This is a genomic window from Pleomorphomonas sp. T1.2MG-36 (assembly GCF_950100655.1).
Lineage (GTDB): Bacteria > Pseudomonadota > Alphaproteobacteria > Rhizobiales > Pleomorphomonadaceae > Pleomorphomonas.
This window is the reverse complement of sequence record NZ_CATNLY010000012.1, coordinates 591,275-607,433: the sequence shown is the minus strand read 5'-3', so window position 1 is coordinate 607,433 and position 16,159 is coordinate 591,275. Positions and strand designations below refer to the sequence as shown.

The 16,159-nt window shown below is 65.7% G+C and carries 14 protein-coding genes; 9 read left to right on the top strand and 5 right to left on the bottom strand.

Annotated features, from left to right (window positions below):
* Positions 1 to 64: 64 nt before the first annotated feature.
* The 3 genes from QQZ18_RS09710 to QQZ18_RS09700 all read right to left on the bottom strand — a co-directional run bounded on the left by QQZ18_RS09710 (position 65) and on the right by QQZ18_RS09700 (position 3,448).
* On the bottom strand, positions 65 to 1,297 hold the full coding sequence (locus tag QQZ18_RS09710; protein WP_284540508.1) for a class I SAM-dependent RNA methyltransferase: 1,233 nt from the start codon (positions 1,295 to 1,297) through the stop codon (positions 65 to 67).
* A complete protein-coding gene (locus QQZ18_RS09705) occupies positions 1,290 to 2,024 on the bottom strand; it encodes a TlyA family RNA methyltransferase (protein ID WP_284540506.1) in 735 nt (244 codons plus the stop codon). Before QQZ18_RS09705 ends, QQZ18_RS09710 begins: the two co-directional genes overlap by 8 nt.
* Before the next feature lie 128 nt (positions 2,025 to 2,152).
* Positions 2,153 to 3,448, bottom strand: a complete 1,296-nt coding sequence (locus QQZ18_RS09700) for an MFS transporter (protein WP_284540504.1) — start codon at positions 3,446 to 3,448, stop codon at positions 2,153 to 2,155.
* A 216-nt stretch (positions 3,449 to 3,664) separates the two neighbouring features.
* Between QQZ18_RS09700 and QQZ18_RS09695 the strand changes: the two genes are divergently transcribed.
* Complete coding sequence (locus tag QQZ18_RS09695; protein WP_284540502.1) at positions 3,665 to 4,084, top strand: hypothetical protein; 420 nt, start codon at positions 3,665 to 3,667, stop codon at positions 4,082 to 4,084.
* A gap of 109 nt (positions 4,085 to 4,193) precedes the next feature.
* Complete coding sequence (locus QQZ18_RS09690; RefSeq protein ID WP_284540500.1) at positions 4,194 to 5,033, top strand: MBL fold metallo-hydrolase; 840 nt, start codon at positions 4,194 to 4,196, stop codon at positions 5,031 to 5,033.
* A 1-nt stretch (position 5,034) separates the two neighbouring features.
* Here QQZ18_RS09690 and QQZ18_RS09685 read toward each other — a convergent pair whose 3' ends face one another.
* Both QQZ18_RS09685 and QQZ18_RS09680 read right to left on the bottom strand, forming a co-directional pair.
* Positions 5,035 to 5,817, bottom strand: coding sequence for a DUF1499 domain-containing protein (locus QQZ18_RS09685; RefSeq protein ID WP_284540497.1), 783 nt, complete (start codon positions 5,815 to 5,817; stop codon positions 5,035 to 5,037).
* A complete protein-coding gene (locus QQZ18_RS09680) occupies positions 5,814 to 6,806 on the bottom strand; it encodes a DnaJ C-terminal domain-containing protein (protein ID WP_284540495.1) in 993 nt (330 codons plus the stop codon). Before QQZ18_RS09680 ends, QQZ18_RS09685 begins: the two co-directional genes overlap by 4 nt.
* Positions 6,807 to 7,050: 244 nt before the next feature.
* On the opposite strand from QQZ18_RS09680, the gene pdxH reads away from it, so the two are divergent.
* From pdxH to QQZ18_RS09645, 7 genes are all read left to right on the top strand, one after another.
* Entirely contained in the window at positions 7,051 to 7,659 is a 609-nt protein-coding gene (gene pdxH, locus QQZ18_RS09675) for a pyridoxamine 5'-phosphate oxidase (RefSeq protein WP_284540493.1), read from the top strand.
* Between the two features lie 20 nt (positions 7,660 to 7,679).
* Positions 7,680 to 7,925: an exodeoxyribonuclease VII small subunit gene (locus QQZ18_RS09670; RefSeq protein WP_284540491.1), complete on the top strand. Its 246-nt coding sequence runs from the start codon at positions 7,680 to 7,682 to the stop codon at positions 7,923 to 7,925.
* A 1,167-nt stretch (positions 7,926 to 9,092) separates the two neighbouring features.
* Positions 9,093 to 10,013, top strand: a complete 921-nt coding sequence (locus QQZ18_RS09665; RefSeq protein WP_284540489.1) for a carbohydrate ABC transporter permease — start codon at positions 9,093 to 9,095, stop codon at positions 10,011 to 10,013.
* On the top strand, positions 10,010 to 10,864 hold the full coding sequence (locus QQZ18_RS09660; RefSeq protein ID WP_284540487.1) for a carbohydrate ABC transporter permease: 855 nt from the start codon (positions 10,010 to 10,012) through the stop codon (positions 10,862 to 10,864). Before QQZ18_RS09665 ends, QQZ18_RS09660 begins: the two co-directional genes overlap by 4 nt.
* Before the next feature lie 64 nt (positions 10,865 to 10,928).
* Positions 10,929 to 12,209, top strand: a complete 1,281-nt coding sequence (locus tag QQZ18_RS09655) for an extracellular solute-binding protein (RefSeq protein WP_284540485.1) — start codon at positions 10,929 to 10,931, stop codon at positions 12,207 to 12,209.
* Between the two features lie 62 nt (positions 12,210 to 12,271).
* Positions 12,272 to 14,983 carry a sugar-binding domain-containing protein gene (locus QQZ18_RS09650; RefSeq protein WP_284540483.1) on the top strand — a complete coding sequence of 904 codons (2,712 nt, stop codon included), beginning with the start codon at positions 12,272 to 12,274 and terminating at the stop codon, positions 14,981 to 14,983.
* Complete coding sequence (locus QQZ18_RS09645; protein ID WP_284540481.1) at positions 14,980 to 16,047, top strand: ABC transporter ATP-binding protein; 1,068 nt, start codon at positions 14,980 to 14,982, stop codon at positions 16,045 to 16,047. The genes QQZ18_RS09650 and QQZ18_RS09645 overlap by 4 nt, the downstream gene beginning before the upstream one ends.
* Positions 16,048 to 16,159: the final 112 nt, after the last annotated feature.

Below are 16,159 nucleotides of genomic sequence, written 5' to 3'. Positions count from 1 at the left end.
AAAGGCCGGAGCGGGGAACCGCTCCGGCCTTTCGCATGGCGACCCCTCGTCCTTGCCGCCGACCTCATCGCCTGAGGGCAGCGACCACCTCGACGTGGCTGGACCAGAGGAACTGGTCGACCGGCGTGACGGTGTCGATGCGGTAGCCGCCGTCGACCAGCGTCCTGAGGTCGCGGGCGAGCGTGGCGGGATTGCAGGACACCGCGACGATCGTCGGCACTTTCGAGCGCGACAACCACTGGCTCTGCTCGGCGGCCCCGGCGCGCGGCGGGTCGAACACGATGGCGTCGATCTTCTCGAGCTCCTTGTCGATCAGCGGCCGGCGCGCGAGGTCGCGCCTTTCGGCGCTGATCCGATGGCGACCGGTCATGCTGCGCGCGGCCCGGTCGAGGGCCGCGACGGCTCCGGCTTCACCTTCGAGGGCCAGTACCTCGGCATGGCGGGCCAATCGTAGCGCGAAGGTGCCGACGCCGGAATAAAGGTCGGCAACTCGCTTGGCCTTGGCCGGAACGGCGGCTGTCACCAGTTCGCCCATGATCGCCTCGGCTTCCTCGGAAGCCTGCAGGAAGCCGCCAGGCGGCAGCGTGACCATGATGCCATCGATGTTGATCGTGGCGGCCCGGCGTTCGACGATCGCCTCGCCGCCGGCCGACAGACGGGCGAGATCGAAGCGCGCCGCAAGCTCGATGAATGGCAGGCGTAGCCGATCGACGTCGCGCGCGGCAATGCCGGCGACCGATACGTCCAGGCCGCCGGTGGTCAGCGTCACCGTGAGGTCGAGCCCTCCCTTGCGAGGGGCGATGAGACCTGTCAGCGCCGTCAGGGCTGGAAGCGCTGCGAGGATATCCGGCTTCATCACCGGACACTCGTCCAGGCTGACGAGGCGGTGGCTGGCCCGCTCGTTGAAGCCGACAAACGGGTGTCGACCGGCCATGATGCCGGCGAATGTCGCACGGCGGCGGGACTGTGCCGGCACGAGACGCGTTTCGCCGACCTCGGGCGTCAGGCCGCGATCGGCCAGCGCGTCGATGACCAGACGCCGCTTGAAGTCGCCATATGGCGCCGGTGCGACATGCTGCAGCATGCAGCCGCCGCAGGTGCCGAAATGCCGACAGGCGGCCTCGATGCGATCGGGCGAAGGGACGACGACGCGGTTGAGCCGCGCCGTTCCCCCTTGGAGGTCGACATCGACGGTTTCGCCGGCCAGCGCGTAAGGCACGAACAGCGACTTGCCGTCCGGCTGGAGGACCACACCGTCACCGCGGTGGCCGAGACGGTCGATCACGAGTTCAGTCAAGGCTCGCTCCAAGTAGGTATTCATGGTTGCCGTCGCCGCCGAGAATGGGCGACGGGACGAGATCGTGGACGCGCCAGCCATCGCGGCCGTCGAGCCAGGTCCGCACGCGTTCGGCGGCGATCCGGCCGGTCGCTTCGTCGACGAGCCCCCCCTTGCCGATCGCCTGCCGGCCCGCCTCGAACTGTGGCTTGACGAGAAAGACGCCGAACGCGGGCCGGCGTGTCAACGTCAGAGCCGGCGGCAAAGCCAAGGTCAGCGAAATGAACGAGACGTCGGAGACGATCACCTCCGGCCGAAAGGGCAGGTCGGTGGATGCGAGTTCGCGCGCGTTCATTCCTTCGATGTTGATGACGCGCGGGTCGGCGGCAATGCGGGGATGCAACTGGCCGTGACCGACGTCGAGCGCCACGACGCGGGAGGCGCCCCGCTGAAGCAGCACTTCGGTAAAGCCTCCGGTCGAGGCACCGATATCCAGACAGTCGTGACCGTCGACCGCAAAGCCGAAATGGTCGAGACCGGCGACGAGCTTCAGGGCGGCGCGCGAGACATAGGCGGCGGCGGGATCGGAAACTGAAAGCTCGGCATCCTCGTCGACGGTCAGGCCGGGCTTGTCGGCCACCCGCCCCGCCACGGTCACGTGGCCGCGCAAGATGGCGTCGCGGGCGCGAGCGCGGCTGTCCGCGAGGCCGCGGGCGACGAGAAGCTGATCGAGACGGATCCTTGCCATGGGCATGCTTTGGGGCAGGCGCCGGTCTTTGGCAAGGCCCGTTGGCGCATCGGGTCAAAAAGTCGACGGCGGCCGACAGCTCGGATGCGATTGCACCGGACGGGATTTCCGTCCGGAGCCTCGGCGAGCTAGGGAGAGTCCGCTTCCGCCTGCGCCTTGGGCTCGGGCGCCGGCACGATCGGCGTTTGAAGAATGGGATCGTCCGGCGACGGCGCCTCGGGCGGAATGGCGCCACCGACCGGGGCTGTGGAGTAGAGTTCGTAGGCTTCCTTCGGGTCGTCCGGCCGCGAGGGGCGGATACGCCAACGCAGCGCGATGAACGCGGCAAGCAGCAGCTCCACGACGGCCATGAACACGAACAGCGATCCGTCGCCCCAGCTCTCCATGGCGAAGGAGGCAATCAGCGGCCCGAACACCGCCCCGACGCCGTTGGCAAGCAAAACGCCTGTCGCCATCTCGACATAGGCGGACTTCTCGGCCCGATCGTAAGCGTGGGCGGCGGCCACCGAGTAGCTGGTGAGCACGACGGTGCCGAGCAGGAAGGCCATGACGAACAGGCCGGTGCCGCCGAGCGGCAGCAGGACAGTCATAAGGCTGGCTCCCGCCGACAGCACCATCACCCCGGCGAGCACCAGGCGTCGGTCATGGGCATCCGACAGCCTGCCCACCGGCCACTGCATCAAGGCGCCGCCAACCACGGCGATCGAGAGAAAAATCGCGGCTCCGTTCGCCGAGAGGCCGCGCCCGATGGCAAACACGGTGACCAGGGACCAGAAGGCGCCATTGGCGACGCCGATCATGAAGGTGCCGGCAAGGCCGACCGGCGCCATTTTCAGAAGCCGAAGAGGCCGGAACTGCACGATGGCGATGGGCGCCGGCTGCGCCGACGTGGTGAGCGCCACGGGGACGACGGCAAGCGACACCAGGAGAGACGCCGCGGCGAACAGCTCGAAATGCTGGATGGGCGCCAGCAATATCATCAGCTGGCCGGCGGTGGTGGTGAGGAAGTTGACGACGATGTAGACGCTCATGATGAGGCCGCGATTGTCGTTGGTGGCGCGGTCGTTGAGCCAGCTTTCGATGATGAGGTAGAGGCCGGCGAGACAGAAGCCGGTGATGGAGCGCGCGCCGATCCAGACCAGCGGATCGACGACCATCGGATGGACCAGCGTGGTGGCGGCGGCGAGCGAGACCAGCGTCGAATAGGCGCGGATATGGCCGGCTCTCAGGATCAGGTAGGGGCAGGCGAGACAGCCGACCACGAAGCCCAGATTGTAGGACGAGCCCATGAGGCCGATGATGACCGGCGTGAAGTGCTCGTAGAGCCCGCGAAGCGGGATCATCGTGCCCAGCAGTGCGTTTCCGCACAGCAGGAAGGCGACACCGGCCAGGAGCGAGACGAGTGGGGCAAAGGTCTTGGACAAGGACGAACTCGTGTGCAGGCGGATGGACGGTGGCTGCCGGCCGAGACCGACCGCGATAGCTGCGCCGACATCGGTATACCCGACCTCTGAGCGCGCAAGTTCGCGAACCTCTACGGCTTTTCCATGAACTTTGTATTTTGAATCGGTTTGAGGCAGTTCGTGTGGAAATGCAAGCAGGGCTCGGCCATATTCGGCCGGTTGTCGGGAGACTGCGACATGACGACGACAGCTTGGGCGACCGCTGACGGACAGTTCGAGGACGGCGACGGCCGCCGTCGGCCGGCGAGGGCGGAGCTTTCCCTCGACGGGCTCGCCATCTTCGCTCCGGAGGGACAGGCGATCGTCTCCTGGCGGTCGAAGGATCTCATTCGGACGATGGGTCCGGACGGCTTCATGATTGGCGCCCGGTTTCAGGCCGGAGCGTTCGTCTTCGACCCCGACGAGGGCGCTGACCTGATCCGGGTGTTGGCCTCGGTCCCCGATGCCGATGCACCGGTGATGCCCCGCGCCCTGGTCTGGACGATGGTGACGATCGTCGCCTTGTCGCTGGCTTCGATGTTTGCCCTGGGCTGGGGCTTTTTCTGGTTGATCGGCTGGCTCACGGCGCCGGGCGCCGGCACGGGGACACCGGGATGAGGGAGTCCATGCGGGGTCATCGGGAGTCAGGACGATTCATGCGATGTGCGGGGGAGTCATGTCAGCCCATGAGCCGACATGACGGCCCGCCGAAGCCGGGGAGGACGGCGTGAGCGACGATATTGCCCTTGAGTACGGGCCGGCATATGGCGTCGCCGAACCGGTCGCCAAGAGCCTCCGCCGGCTGACGGCCCGCAACGGCGGGCCGCTGACCTACCGTGGGACCAACTGCTATCTGCTGGGCGAGCGAGAGATCACGGTCATTGATCCCGGTCCCGACGACGAGGACCACATATCGGACCTTCTGGCGGTCGCTGGCGCACCGGTCCGGCGGATCGTCGTGTCCCACGGTCACGCCGACCACGCCGGGGCCGCGCGCCGCCTGTCCGCGTTGACCGGGGCCGAGGTGATCGGCGCCGCGCCCGACGCCACGCGTTCGTTCTATCGGCCGGACCGGGTGCTGGCCGACGGCGAGGTGGTGGAGACGGAGGTCGGATCTCTCAGAACCGTTGCCACACCAGGACATACGGCGGGGCATCTTTGCTACGACCTTGCCGGGCTGGACCTGCTGTTCTCCGGCGACCATGTCATGGCCTGGTCGACCAGTGTCGTCGTGCCTCCGGATGGAAGCATGGCCGACTACATGGCGTCCCTCGATCGTCTCGCAGCCATCGGGGCGCACATCTACCTGCCCGGGCACGGCGGTCCTGTGGTCGACGGCCCGTTCCGGGTGGCCGAACTCAAACGCCATCGGGAAGGACGCGAGGCGGCTATCCTGCGGGCGCTCGATGGCAAGGAACGAACCATCGAAGAGATCGTCGCCGCCGTCTACATCGGTCTCGATCCGGCGTTGGCCGGGGCGGCGGCGCTGTCGGTCAAGGCTCACGCCGACTGGCTGGAGGACCGTGGCCTCGTCAGGACGAGGGAGGGCCGGCTGGGCCGAAGCTGAGTCAGTTGGCCGCCTGTCGCCGCGACACATCGCCGAACCGGGCGATGAAGTCGCCGACGTGGCGGGCGTTCTCGCCAAGGTCGGGCATGGCGATCCGGCTCAAGGATCGAACGTCGATGCGGCTGCCGCTGTCGCCGGGGCGAATGCGGACGACGACGTCTTCCTGCGTGCCGAGCACCAGCGATCGGGCCTCGGCCTCGATGCGGCCGCTCGCCGCCTCGGTGTCGGGCTCCTCGGCCAGTCGGATCACCCAGCCGAGATCGTCGATGGTCTGTCGGGCCAGCGCATAGGCCTCGACCGTGGAAAGGTCGGCGGCTTGCGTCGTCAGGTCCGGATAGGCGTCCTCCTGCAAGGCCGCCGCTTCGCTGGGAGCGGCGCGCAGATCGATCGGCAGGACCACTTGCGAAAAGCCGGCCGGGGTGGCGGGCGGATCGTCCGTGTCGGTCGAAACGCTGTCTATGGCCGGGTAGGCCACATAGGCCGCAGCCGCGCCGATCAGTGGCGAGAAAGCGGCAATGATCAGCAGCAGAGTGCCGAATGCGCTGTCGGCACCGCCTCGTCCCTCTTGCCAGACGTCGCGGATGGTCATCGCCAGCACACCGAATGCCGCGAGGCCGAGCACGAGGCCGGTGCCGACCGCCACGTACATGGTGCCACTCGATATCAGATCGAGATGGCGGGAGACGATCCCCACCATCATCACCATGAAGGCGAGGCTGGCGACGAAACGCGCGGTACGGGCACCGCGCGCCGGCGGCAATGGCAGCGGGGGCAGGCGGCTCATGAAGAGAATTCCGGCCCGCGTACGTCGTAGGGGCGCACCTCGCGCCAACGCTCCATCAGCTTTTCGAGGCCGGCGTCGGCGCCATCCGGCAGTACGATGCGCGGCGTGACGAAGATATCGCCCCGAACACCCTTCTTGTCGGGCAGGCCCTTGCCGCGCAGACGGAAAGCCTTCGAACCGGTGACGCCGGCCGGAATGGTCATGTCGACGGCGCCCTCGAGCGTCGGCACCCGCACCTTGCCGCCCAGCACCGCCTCATCGAGTGTGACCGGCAGGTCGAGGCGCAGGTTGTAGCCGTCGGGCCGGAACAGGGCGTGCGGTTCGTAGACGAGAATGGCGATGGCGTCGCCCGGCGGCGTGCCTTCGCTGCCCTGGCCTTTGAGACGAAGCTGCTGGCCGGGCTCGAAACCGGAGGGTATCTTGGCGTCGAGCGACTTGCCGTTCGGCAGGGTGATGCGCACCTTGCCCGAGCCGACGATGTCTTCGAGGCGGACGCGCGCCGTCACCATGACGTCGGCACCCTTGGTCGATCCTGCGGCACCCGCGCCCGGGCCGGCTGCGCCGGCGTTCGCGAAGCCTTCAAATCCCGAGAATCCGCCGCCACGCCGGCTTCCGCGTCCACCGCGAGCGGCACCACCGCCAAAGTTGGCGAAGGCATCGCCGAAGATGTCGTGCAGGATGTCGTCGGTCGGCCGGCCGCCGGCCTGGCGGAACCCGCCGCCCATGCCGCCCGCACCGCCGAAGCCTTCGAAACCAGTGAATCGCGGCTTGCCATCGGCGTCGATCTCGCCGGCGTCGAACTGGCGGCGCTTGTCCTTGTCGCCCACGATCTCATAGGCCGAGTTCAGCTCGGCAAAGCGCTCCTTGGAGCGCGGATCGTTCTTGTTGGCGTCCGGGTGGTGCTGCTTGGCGAGCTTGCGGTAAGCCTTCTTGATCGTCGCTTCGTCCGCGCTCCTGGGCACGCCCAGGACCTCATACGGATCACGCATGCTGGTTGGCCCTCTTCAAATGGATGATGGCGCCCAATGGCGCCAAGGTTCTGCCAAGCATGTAATGCCCGATCACGTTCCGTTCCAGAGTGTGCCATTATACGGGTCGGACGACTTTGACAAAATCTTTTCAGGGGGCAGGCGCCCAAGAGGTTGTCGCCAGCCGGGATGTGGCTATATGCCGTCCGAACGCTTGCCCGAATCTGGCCGCCGGCCAGCCAGCATGACGAGGCGTCGACGAGACATGTCCAGTTCCGAGCCAGATTTCACCGGAGCGTCAGAACCGTACCAGTTGTTCGTCAGCTGGATGAAGGACGCCGAAAAGAGCGAACCGAACGACCCCAACGCCATGGCGCTCGCCACTGTCGACGAAGATGGCATGCCGGACGCGCGCATGGTGCTGCTGAAGGGGTTCGACGAGCGCGGCTTCGTCTTCTACACCAACTTCGGCTCTGCCAAGGGCGAGCAGATCCTGAAGAGCCGCAAGGCAGCACTGCTGTTTCACTGGAAGAGCCTCAAGCGGCAGATCCGCATACGCGGCGACGTTTCCGAGGTGTCGAAGGACGAGGCGGATGCCTATTTCCAGAGCCGCGATCGCGGCAGTCGCATCGGCGCCTGGGCGTCCAAGCAATCCCGCCCGCTCGAAAGCCGCTTCGCGCTCGAGAAGGCGGTTGCCGAATGGGGCTTGAAGTTCGGCGTCGGCGCCGTGCCGCGCCCCGACCATTGGTCAGGCTTGCGCATCGCGCCGACCGCCATCGAGTTCTGGCGCGATGGGTTGTTCCGCCTGCATGACCGCGTCCGCTTCCTGCCCGACGGCAATGGTGGCTGGACGCGCACCCGCCTCTATCCCTGACCGACGAAAGGCAGCCGAGAATGACCAACGCCATCGACGTCAGCAACCTCAGCTTCGAGCAGGCCCTGAAGGAACTCGAAGGCATCGTCGCCCGCCTCGAACAGGGTTCGGTGCCGCTTGAGGAGAGCATTTCCATCTATGAACGTGGCGATGCGCTTCGCAAGCATTGCGACGGTCTGCTGAAGGCGGCCGAAGCCAAGGTGGAGAAGATCCGAATTGCCGGTGACGGATCGGCTGCTGGCGTCGAGCCGCTCGACAGGGAATGAAAACGGGCAACGGGGAGATCGTCTGGAGTTCGCCATCGTAAGAGGGGGGGACTCCAGAACGGAGCCGGTCCCGGCCCCCGAGCTTCCGCCGGCTTGGCGGAGGCGCCGCTATCGGCAGCATTGAACGTGCGGGCGACCGCCCGGCATCGCTTGGCGAAGGGCTCGATCGGGGGCTCATCGTTCAGCCGGTTTGGACTGCGGGGCGCGGCGGCGCGCTGGATCGCGCCCCTGAAGAGCTCTAGGTCGATTACTCCTCATCCTCTGACGCGATGCCCTGATGTCAGAGGATACTCCATGCAGACCATCGCTTCGCCTGTCCTGCCAAAGCGGCAGGTCTGGTGCTCGAATGCAGGTCCATCTCGGGCTGCGGAGCGAGGAAACCCACCATGGGACGAGTCGATCTCTCCGTAACGTCAAAACCGCTGGCCGGTCCGTCCGACGCCGGTTTGGCGCGGTCGTTGATCTCATGTGCGCGCCGACCGCCGTTATCGGCGACCCGAGGGCGCTCCTCCGCACTCCAGGTCCATCCAGAAGAGACCATCGCGACAACTCCGGCAAGACCGACCATTTCTCAATTTTGCCGCTTGCCATGCACTCGCTGTCGGCTTGGAGGGGCTATCTGATTTCAGCCCCAGAGGCCGTAGATGATGGGCGCGCCGTGTGGGAACAGCTTGTGTTCCTCGTGGACGCTCGCTCGATCGGCTGAGGATGGTCCGCTGCTCGCATTGCATGATTTGCCTAGGCTTTCAGGTCATGTCGAGCTTTGCCGTCAAACGCATGCCGAGGGAGATCCGCTCCGGAAAGGGGGTGATCAAGGATCTGCCAGCCTTATCGTTGCCGTCGCCGGCTCAGGGGGCTTGGTCCGCCAGAGTCGCAAGCTAGGTCGCGCGGCCCCATAGAATCATCCATGCCGCTCAGTGTTTACGTCATTCCAGCTGCTCCGGGATTCGCTTAAAGAAGAACGTCGACACTGCGATCAAGCGCCCTCGCTTGGTCGCAAGCTTCGGTGAACCGTTGCTGTGGATCAAGCTTTGCGGGGCTCGAAGGTCTGAAACGGCGAGTCCCGGTCTATCGCGGCGGTGACTGACGGCTCGGAGAAGGCCGCGCGAACGGTGCGTCATCGCATCGCAGTGTCTATGAGATCCGAGGTCTCGGGAGGGGCGCCATATGGTTGAAACGGTAAGCCGAACACCAGCTTCCCAGTGGCGGCGCAACAGCGCCTTCTATATCTCGGTGCTGCCGTTCTTCACCATTTTCCTGGCCTTCTCCGTCTTCCCGGTGGTGTTCTCCTTCTACCTCGGCTTCTCGCGTTGGGATGGCTTTGGTTCCCCGGTCTTCGTCGGCCTTCAAAACTACGTCCGTGCCCTCCACGATCCGGTGTTCCAGAAGGCGGTGGCCAACACCATCTACCTGTGGTTCTGGTCGACCCTCCTGACGATCTCGCTTGCCCTGGCCCTCTCGGTCGCCATCAACGAGTATGTCGCCGCCGGCAAAACCTATTTCCGCATGGTGTTTCTGGTGCCGCTTCTGGTGGCGCCTGCGATCGCGGCGGTGGTGCTGCGCCTGTTCTTCTCGGCCAACGGCGGGCTCGTGAATCTCTTGACGGGGGCCGTGACCGGCACCCCGAGCTATTTCGACTGGCTCGGGTCGGAGGTCTGGATCAAGCCGCTGGTCGTCCTTCTGGTCATTTGGCGCTGGACCGGATGGTACATCATCATTTTCCTCGCCGGCCTGCAGTCGATCTCGCGCGACATTTATGAGGCGGCGCGCATGGACGGCGTCGGTCGCTGGGCGATCCTGTCCCGGATCACGCTGCCGCTGCTGATGCCATCCATCGCCTTTGCGGTCATCACCGCGACGCTCGGCGGATTGCAGATGTTCGACGAGCCCTTCGTGCTGACGCAGGGCCTCGGCGGCACGAACAACAGTGCCACCACGGTCGGCATGTATCTTTACGCCACCGCCTTCACCCAGCTCAATTTCGGTCTCGGCTCCGCCGTGTCCTGGTACATCTTCGCGGCAGTCGTCGTCCTTACGCTGGTCTACAGGGGCCTCATGCGCCGCACCAAAGCGGGAGAGGGAGCATGAGCAAAGGCATCCTCGGGCGCATGTCCAATCGCGAGAAGCGCTTCAACATCGGCGTGACGGCGGCGCTGGGTCTGTTGTCGCTGTTCTTCCTGCTGCCGATCTATCTGACGGCGGTCTTCGCGACACGGACGCTGAACGAAGTCTTCCAGTTTCCACCGCCCCTGTGGTTCGGCGACAATATCGTTCAGAACTATGCCAACATCGCCAACGTCTTCCCGCCGTTCCGGCCGATCCTCAACAGCCTTGCCGTGGCCCTGCCGAAGACGGCGGGACTGGTGCTGGTGAGTTCGCTCGCCGGCTACGGGCTGTCGCGCTACACGCGTGCGCCCGGTCACAAGACGTTGCTGGTGGTGACGTTCGCCACCTTGTTCTTCCCGCCGTCGCTGGCCCTCATTCCCTTTTTCCTGCAAATGAATGCCATCGGCTGGCTCAACACCTTCTGGCCGCTGATCGTGCCTGCGGTGGCGTCGGGATTCGGCGTCGTCTGGATGTACACCTATGTCGGCTCGACCGTTCCGCGCGAACTCTACGAAGCGGCGGAGATGGACGGCGCCGGCGGCATCGCGGTGTTCTTCTTCGTCGTTGTTCCGATCATCCGGCCGGGACTGGCCGCGCTGGCGGTCTGGACGCTGATCAGCACGTGGAACGACTTCCAGCTGCCCCTGGTGGTTCTCGGCGACGGAACCAAGTTCACCGTCCCGCTGGCGCTTACGACGCTGTCGACCACGCATTACTCGGACATGCCGGCGGTCATGCTGGCGACGCTGATGGGGCTCGTTCCCGTGTTCGTGCTGTTTGCGCTGTTGAGCAGGCAGTTCATCGCCGGCCTGACATCGGGCTCGGTGAAATAAGGCGGTCGCGTCGCGGACGGCAGGAGAAACGCCCCGGCAGCCGATTCAAGTGGAGGAGAGAACAATGGCAAAGGGACTGAGAATACTCGCCGCGGCGGCGCTGGCCGTGTTGGCCTCGACGTCGGCCTATGCCCAGGAGGCGCCTGACAGGACCATCTCAGGTTCCATCAGCGTGCTGACCTGGCCCAACAACGATCGAACGTTCCAGGCCCTGCTGCCGGCCTTCAATGCGGCCTATCCCAACATCAAGGTCAACGTGCAGGGCATCCCGCAGGCCAACAACGCCTATCTCAACGCCGTGCAGCGCGCGCTCCTGAGCGGCAACGGCGCCGACGTCGCCTGCGTCGAGATCGGCATGATGGCGCTTCTCCGGGACAAGGATCAGTGGGTCGACCTCGCCGAGGCGCCTTACGGCGCCAAGGAGCTGATGGCCAACTTCGCTCCGTTCACCGCCGCCAACTCGACGCTGCCCGACGGCCGCATCACCACGCTGCCCAAGCACACCGGCCCGGGCGGCATGTTCTATCGGCAGGACATCTTCGCCGAGGTCGGCCTGCCGTCCGACCCGAAGGCGGTGGCGGACCTCTTCAGCGACTGGGACGCCTTCATCCGCGAAGGCAAGAAGCTGGTCGTTCCGAACCAGCGCTGGGTCATCGGAAACGGTGAGGAAATCGTCCGCGCCATGATGGCCCAGGCCGGCGTCAGCTATTTCAGCGCCGACGGCAAGCTGCAACTCGACCATCCCGTCTTCAAGGCGGGGCTCGAGAAGGTGAAGGAAGCCTCCGAGGCGGGGCTGATTTCGCCCTTCTCGGCCTGGAGCCCGGAGTGGCAGGGCGCCTTCCAGCGCGGCCAGTTGACGACCGCGCTTTACGGCAACTGGTTCGGCGGCCTGCTCAAGCGCGCCTACGCCACCGACCAGGCGGGCAAGTGGTCCGTGACCTCGGCGCCCGCCTTCGAGGGCAAGCGCGCCTTCAATAGCGGCGGCGACTATCTCGGCGTTCTCAAGAGCTCGCAGAACAAGGAAGCGGCCTGGGCCTTCGTCCGCTGGCTGGTCACCGACAACGAGAGCCTGAAGCAGCAGTTCTCGGGCGACGACCTCTATCCTGCCTGGACGCCGGCAAGCAAGGCCGACTGGCTGAACGCGCCCGACGCCTATTACGGCGGCGAGAACGTCAACGCGGTGTTCGCGCCCGTGCAGGCGGAGATGACGCCGTTCACCCTCAACCCGCTCGACAGCGTCGCCTATACCGCCATGGGAACGGCGATCAATAACGTCGCGCGCAACGTCATGAGCGTCGATGAGGCCCTCGCGGGCGCAAAGGCCGAGATCGAAGCCCGGATGTAAGCGACCGGACAGGAACTCTCTCCGCGGGCGCCGCTGGTGCCCGCCCTTTTCCAGAGGCCGACATGCTGTTTTCGATTCCCCTTGAGGGACAATGGTCCTTTGCGCTCGATCCGACCGGCAGAGGCGAGGCGGAGGCCTGGCATGTCTCCGGGCTGAACGACACGATCGCCCTTCCTGGGAGCGTCGACGAAGCCGCCAAGACGCCGCTGACGACGACGCGGACGATGGCCCATCTCAGCCGCCGCCATCCCTATGTGGGCAAGGCCTGGTATGGGCGCAGCTTCAGCGTTCCGGAGGGCTTGGAGGACCACTTCTTCACCATCGCGCTGGAGCGGCCGCACGGCGAGGTCAACATCTGGCTCGACGGCTACAAGCTCGGACGGGACGAGAGCTTGTCCACGGCGGTGCGGATGATGGCCGGTCCGCTGAGTGCCGGCGAACACCGGATCGTCATGATGATCGACAACGGCCGCTTCGAGGCCGTTGGTGACGCCATCGTTCGCGACAGCGCCATGATGAAGGCCGTCGCCCACTCGAACACCGATCACACGCAGACCAACTGGAACGGCGTCGTCGGCTATCTGCGCGTGGAGGCCGCCAGAGCATCGATCGCCCGGCTGGACGTGCGTGCGCCCGACCGCCACGTGACGGTCAGGATCGAACTCGATGCCTTCGATGCCGACAACCGCTTCCCGTCCTTCTGGAGCGACCCGCACGACGATCAGTTGGTCCTCGAATTCGCCCTGGAGGGCGTTGCCGAACCGATCGTCATCCGGAAACCCATTGTTGTCTCAAGCGGTTTCACCCCGATTACCATCGACGCGGACCTTCCCGCCGAGACCGGCGTCTGGGACGAGTTTTCGCCCGTCGTCCATCGGCTCACGGTTCGCTGGATGCGCGACGGTGTCGAACTCGACCGGCGCGCGACCAGCTTCGGCATCCGGAGCTTCGTGCGGGACGGCCGGTGCCTGAAGCTCAACGGCCGCCCCGTCTTCCTGCGTGGCACGCTCGACTGCTGCATCTTCCCGCTGACCGGCTATCCGCCGACCGATCCGGAGGGTTGGGAGAAGGTCTTCCGCACCGCCAAGGCCTACGGCCTCAATCACATCCGCTATCACTCCTACTGCCCGCCGGAGGCCGCCTTCGAGGTCGCCGACCGTCTCGGCATGCTGCTGCATGTCGAGACGCCGGTCTGGCCGATGCTTGGTGCCGATCCGGCCCTCGACCGCTATATCCACGTCGAGGCGGAGCGCATCGTCGCCAGCTACGGAAATCACCCGAGTTTCGTCATGCTCTGCGTGGGCAACGAGGTGAACGGATCAGGCGTCCACGCCTTCCTCGAACGCTTCATCGACGACTGGCATGCCCGCGACGACCGTCGCGTCTACACCGGCGGGTCCGGCTGGCCGACCATCCAGCGGGCCGACTACATCTCGAAGCCCGAGCCGCGCAACCAGCGTTGGGGCGAGGGCCTTGACGGTCGCCTCAACGCCCGGCCGCTAGAAACGCGCACCGACTGGAGCGACTGGGTCGACGCGGCTCCGATGGCGCTGGTCAGTCACGAGACCGGTCAGTGGTGCGTCTATCCCGACCTTGCCGAAATCAGCAAGTACGGCGGCGTTCTGGAGGCGCGCAACTTCATGATGGTGCGCGACGACCTCGCCGCGAAAGGGCGGGGCGCGCTCGCCCGACGGATGATGCTGGCCAGTGGTGCGTTGCAGACCCAACTCTACAAGGAAGAGATCGAGGCGGCGCTACGCACGCCGGACATGGCCGGAACTCAACTCCTTGGATTGCAGGACTTTTCCGGCCAGGGTACGGCGCTCGTCGGTGTTGTCGACGCCTTCTGGGACCCAAAGCCCTATGTCGATGCGGCGGAGTTCCGCGAGTTTTGCGCTCCGATCGTGCCGCTCCTGCGGGCCGACGGCTTTGTGAAGATTGCGGGCGAACGGTTTGTCGCGACCGTTCAACTGGCGCAGTTCGGTCCGACTGCACTCGAAAACCCGACGATCGTCTGGCAGCTCTGCGACGATCGTGGAACCGTGGTGGATGAGGGACATGTCGACGGCCTTCGGCTCGAAAGCGGATACCTGCATACGCTCGGTGACATCGAGATCGATCTGTCCGAACGTCCTGCGCCGGCTCGCTATGACATCGTGCTGACGCTCGAGGGGACCGACTATCGCAATCGCTGGGGATTGTGGGTGATGGGTGGCGCTGTCGCCACGGACCCCGTCCTGCCACTTGTCGAGACGCTCGACGAGGCCACGTTGGCGCGCGTCGCCGACGGCGAGACGCTGGTGCTATCACCGCCGCCGGAGGCCATGAAGCCGAACGCCGTCCTCGGACATACCGCCGCCTTCTGGAACACGCTCTGGACCAGCGGTCAGGCGCCTCATACGCTCGGACTGCTGGTCGAAGCCGACAACCGGCTTTTCGAGCATTTCCCGACAGCGAGCCATTCCGACTGGCACTGGTGGGAGCTGACCCACCGCCGCCGGGCCTTCGACACGGCGGATGTCGGCTTTGCACCCATTGTGCGGGTCATCGACGACTGGAACGCCAATCGCGATCTGATGCTGGTCGCAGAGGCCAGGATCGGACGGGGACGTCTCATCCTCTGCGCGGCCGACGTCGCGACCGATCTGGACGCCCGGCCGGTTGCGCGCGCCTTCCGCAAGGCGCTTGCCGAATATCTGGCGGCGCCGTCCGGCCCGGTGCCGACGTTGGATCAGGCAACGGTTCTTGGGTGGTGGAAGGCGGTGTCCGTATGAGCGCGATCGAGTTGCGGCAAATCACCAAGGCTTTCGGAGCGGCGAAAGTCATTCATGGCGTGGATCTGGCGATAGAAACGGGGGAGTTCTGCGTCTTCGTGGGGCCTTCCGGATGCGGAAAGTCGACGCTGCTGCGGATGATCGCCGGCCTTGAGGATGTGACGAGCGGCGACCTGCTGATCAACGATCGCATCGTCAACAATGTCGCGCCCTCCGAGCGCGGCCTCGCCATGGTGTTTCAATCCTACGCGCTCTATCCGCACATGACCGTGGCCGGGAACATGAGCTTCGGCCTGCGCATGACCGGGACGTCGAAGATCGAGACGGAGCGGCGCGTGCGGGAAGCGGCCGCCATCCTTCAGTTGGAGCCTTTGATGGGGCGCAAGCCGTCGCAGCTTTCGGGCGGTCAGCGGCAGCGGGTTGCCATAGGCCGGGCGATCGTCCGGCAGCCCACCGCCTTCCTGTTCGACGAGCCGCTCAGCAACCTTGACGCCGAACTGCGCGTCCAGATGCGCATCGAGATCGCCAAGCTGCATCAGCAACTCGGCTCGACGATGGTCTATGTGACCCACGATCAGGTCGAGGCCATGACGCTGGCCGACAAGATCGTCGTGCTGCGCGCCGGTGTGGTCGAGCAAATCGGCCGCCCTGTCGATCTCTATCGGGATCCGGACAATCTGTTCGTGGCCGGCTTCATCGGTTCGCCGAAGATGAACATGCTGCCTGCCACGATCCAGGCGGACAATAGCGCAGCGGTTGCCTCAACGACTGCGCGCCTGCGGCTTACGACGATGCCGCCGCTGGGCGCGAACGTGACGCTCGGTATCCGACCGGAGAGCCTGGGCATCGGCGACGACGCCGGCGACGTTGTTTTTCAGCTCGATGTGTCCGTCGTCGAGAATCTGGGCGGCGAGTCCATTGTCCATGGCCGCCTGGCCGACGGAACCGTCATTCGCTTCGCGCAGCGGGGCGATCACCGGTCCAGGGTGGGCGAAGTGCTGTCCTTGCGCTGCCGGGCGGATGACATACTCGTCTTTGACGCCGATGGTCGTCGGCTGCGCTGATACCGTTCCCCCAGCCACGATGGCCAAAGTTGGAAAGTCCGAGCCCGATGGCGCCGGATCGGCGAGTGGCGCCGAACCGCTCGACGGGAAATGAGGGCAGGCGAGGGTACGA